This is a genomic window from Acidithiobacillus sp. TH-A36, from assembly GCF_057473445.1.
In genome coordinates, this window is the sequence record NZ_JBYCKP010000153.1 from 1 (window position 1) to 2956 (window position 2956).

General features: G+C 52.7%; 6 protein-coding genes and 1 tRNA gene. 1 reads left to right on the forward strand and 6 read right to left on the reverse strand.

The genetic code is table 11. The features are described 5' to 3' along the window. The 5 genes from AC2VLY_RS04185 to AC2VLY_RS04205 form a co-directional block, all read right to left on the reverse strand. The coding region (locus tag AC2VLY_RS04185) for a VOC family protein (protein WP_486892488.1) at window positions 1-109 on the reverse strand (109 nt) is incomplete at its 3' end. A 126-nt stretch (window positions 110-235) separates the two neighbouring features. Further along, window positions 236-664, reverse strand: a complete 429-nt coding sequence (locus AC2VLY_RS04190) for a type II toxin-antitoxin system VapC family toxin (protein WP_193650934.1) — start codon at window positions 662-664, stop codon at window positions 236-238. Then, complete coding sequence (locus AC2VLY_RS04195; protein WP_029316265.1) at window positions 661-915, reverse strand: type II toxin-antitoxin system Phd/YefM family antitoxin; 255 nt, start codon at window positions 913-915, stop codon at window positions 661-663. Before AC2VLY_RS04195 ends, AC2VLY_RS04190 begins: the two co-directional genes overlap by 4 nt. Window positions 916-1090: 175 nt before the next feature. After that, window positions 1091-1423, reverse strand: a complete 333-nt coding sequence (locus AC2VLY_RS04200) for a helix-turn-helix domain-containing protein (RefSeq protein ID WP_010640808.1) — start codon at window positions 1421-1423, stop codon at window positions 1091-1093. Beyond that, window positions 1420-1746 (reverse strand): type II toxin-antitoxin system RelE/ParE family toxin, encoded by a 327-nt coding sequence (locus AC2VLY_RS04205; RefSeq protein WP_486892489.1) that lies wholly within the window; start codon window positions 1744-1746, stop codon window positions 1420-1422. The genes AC2VLY_RS04200 and AC2VLY_RS04205 overlap by 4 nt, the downstream gene beginning before the upstream one ends. A gap of 24 nt (window positions 1747-1770) precedes the next feature. On the opposite strand from AC2VLY_RS04205, the gene AC2VLY_RS04210 reads away from it, so the two are divergent. Further along, window positions 1771-2790 carry a tyrosine-type recombinase/integrase gene (locus AC2VLY_RS04210; RefSeq protein ID WP_486921811.1) on the forward strand — a complete coding sequence of 340 codons (1020 nt, stop codon included), beginning with the start codon at window positions 1771-1773 and terminating at the stop codon, window positions 2788-2790. Window positions 2791-2861: 71 nt separating this feature from the next. Here the strand turns inward: AC2VLY_RS04210 and AC2VLY_RS04215 are convergent. Further along, window positions 2862-2938: transfer RNA gene (locus tag AC2VLY_RS04215), tRNA-Pro, on the reverse strand. Window positions 2939-2956 lie beyond the last annotated feature (18 nt).

A 2956-nucleotide genomic window follows, 5' to 3' on the forward strand; every position in this document is an offset into this window, starting at 1 on the left:
CCTCGCCAAAAGTGACGGCCTGCATACCTAACACCTGCGAATAAAAGGCGATGGTTGCAGACATATCCTGCACGGTCAGCACCAGATGATCCAGTCGATCGATTTGCATGGGGGAGTCTCGGGCAACAAAGATGGACACCTAATTTAGCAGCTGGAAACGTTGCAATATAGCGCTGGAATCACCAATACTGCATTAGTAGGCGTTTTTGCAGATGGAACGCCCATGGCCTGACCATCACTGCGACCGCTCCCACGGATTGATGAGGGGCACACCCGTAGACTTAAAATCCGCGACGTTGCGCGTGACTACCGTCATGCCATGCACCAGGGCGGTTGCCGCGATGAGTGCATCGCGCTCTCCACGCTTGTCGGGTACATGCAGCCTGGCGCAGCGTTGTGCCACAGCGGTGTCGACTGACAACGTGCGCCTGGAGAACTCAGGCAATACGTGCTGCTCCAGCCATGTGCGCAACAAGGCCCCCTGCGTAGCGTCCTTTCGCTCAATCGACAGCACGCCAAGCTCAAGTTCCATGATGGTGATGGCCGACACAAAGAGGTCGGTGGCATCCACACTTTCCGCCCATGCCGTCACGTTCATATCGGCCTTACCAAGCCGCACCTTGCGCAGTTCAGACACCACGTTGGTATCGAGAATCAACCTCATGAAAAATCAGCCGGACGCCTTTCAATAGCCACACGCGGCGGCTCAAACTCAATGTCAGCAATACCAGGCATAGCCAGCGCATCGGCAATGTTACGGCGCTGCTGCGTGAGCCGCTGATAGTCCTCAAAGCTCATCAGCACATGGGCCGGTCGGCCTCGGTCCGTGATGAACACCGGCCCGTTGTTGGCGGCCCGTTTGGCCTCGCTCGCCCTTTGGTTGAACTCGCGACTGGTTAAGGTGGTAATGGTCATGATGACACCCTCGCACGCTGGATGAATGTAGAAACATTACTACGCCGATCCAGCGGGTGCAAGCGTTTGAGAAGTTGTAACCAGTAAGCAATTAATCCACGCTCGGCAAACCGGTTCGGGTTTCGTGGGGATTTTTTGCCTCAAAGGAGTATCACTTGTTGGGCATTGCTGAGCGTTACTGAACAGACAACTGGACGTGTTTGCCTGCTCTCGCCAGCATATCCACCAACGCGTCAATGGTGAATTTGATGGCCTTCTTGTTGACTACGTCAGAAACACGCGGACGGGTCACGCCCAGGATTTCCGCCGCTTCAGCTTGCTTGAGCTGCTTCGCTTCAATCCATTCTGCCAGCTCTGTCATCAGTGAATCCTTGATGGCCAGCTTTTCAGAGATGATGCGTTGTGATTCGGCCTTCAGGGCTGCCGCTTCTTCTGGTGCAAATCCCAAGTCCGCGAACACGTTGCCGCCGACAGGGGTGATGTGCATGGATTTGGTTTCGATGCTCATTGCTTACTCCTTTCCTGGATAACAGACTTGTAACGCGCAGCCGTGATGTCCTTGTCGTGTTTGCTGGTTGAACTCGTCTTCTTCTTGAAGCAGTACAACACGTAAACCGCCCCCGGAAACTTGGCGACGTACATCACGCGGAACCAACCATCGTCGAGATTGATGCGAATTTCTTTCGTTCCCGCGCCCACCACGTCAAAGGGCTTCCAGTCATCGGGTTCAAGTCCTGCCTGCACCTGACTAAGCTGGTGTCCAGCCTCCTTGCACGCATTAGGGGTGAAGATTCGTCGTCCTTGATGTCTCGCAGCGTAGATCCTCGCCAGTCAATCGGTTTTTCGCTCATACACTTGAACGCCCATTTTGCCAAACAGATTCACGATCAGCACACCGAGAAACTGGTCAGGCGCGTCATCACCCAAAATGAGGGTGGCACAATTGGAGAATTCATCCACATCTTTGACACCCAGATACTGCAGGAACGGCGCTCCAGAAAAGGCAAGTCCCTGGCAGAAAAAACCCTTCGTGAATATCGCATCATGTTGCGCACGATCGGCCAGGAATTTGGTAAGGACGACTGGGAACAAGTTACCCTGAAAAGGGTGGCCGTCTTTCTGGACCAGCTTCCAGCCAGATCATCCAATGCACATCGATCCTTAATGATCCAGGTATGGAGACATGCCATCGCCAAAGGCATTATCCCACCCCAAAACATTCCAGAAATGACCATCCCCAAAGATCACGTGGTGGAACGGCAACCATTGTCATTAGCGTGGTTTCGGTCGATTCGTGAAGCAGCAGAACCCTGGTTTCAAAATGCGATGGATCTTGCCCTGCAAACATTGCAACGGCGCGAGGATCTGGTTCTGTATCGCTTTGACGCCATACAGACCATCAATAGTGTCCAGCACCTTCCTGTCTGCCAGAAGAAAACAGAAAACACCTCAGAATTCGGAAGACTGCTGCTTCCTGTTGGTGACGAATTGCGCAGGGTTATCGATCAATGCCGTGATGAAATCCTGAGCCCATTCCTGATTCACCGAAAACCTCATAAAAGAAGGCGGGAATATCTCGACAAAAAAGAACACTGGACGGCAGTACAGCCGGAAATGCTGACTCGGGAATTTACCCGGCTACGCGACCAAACCGGAGTCTGTAATGAGCTCACACAGGAACAGCGTCCAAGCTTTCACGAGATCCGCGCATTGGGAGCTGAACTGTACCGTCAGGCTGGATGGGCGGACGACGCGATCCAGAAACTGCTGGGCCACTCAACCGAAAAGATGACCAAGCACTACCTGGATAAACACCAGGAACCATGGATTGTAACGAATACCGTCGGGTTATCCCTATTGGTTTCCCCATTATAAACCCAAAGTTTACCCACAGGTATTACTTATAGACCATAAAATTAATATCATTATGATTCATATAGTATAATTGGTCGGGGCGAGAGGATTTGAACCTCCGACCACCTGAACCCCATTCAGGTGCGCTACCAGGCTGCGCTACGCCCCGCAAGAGCCGCTACTCTAA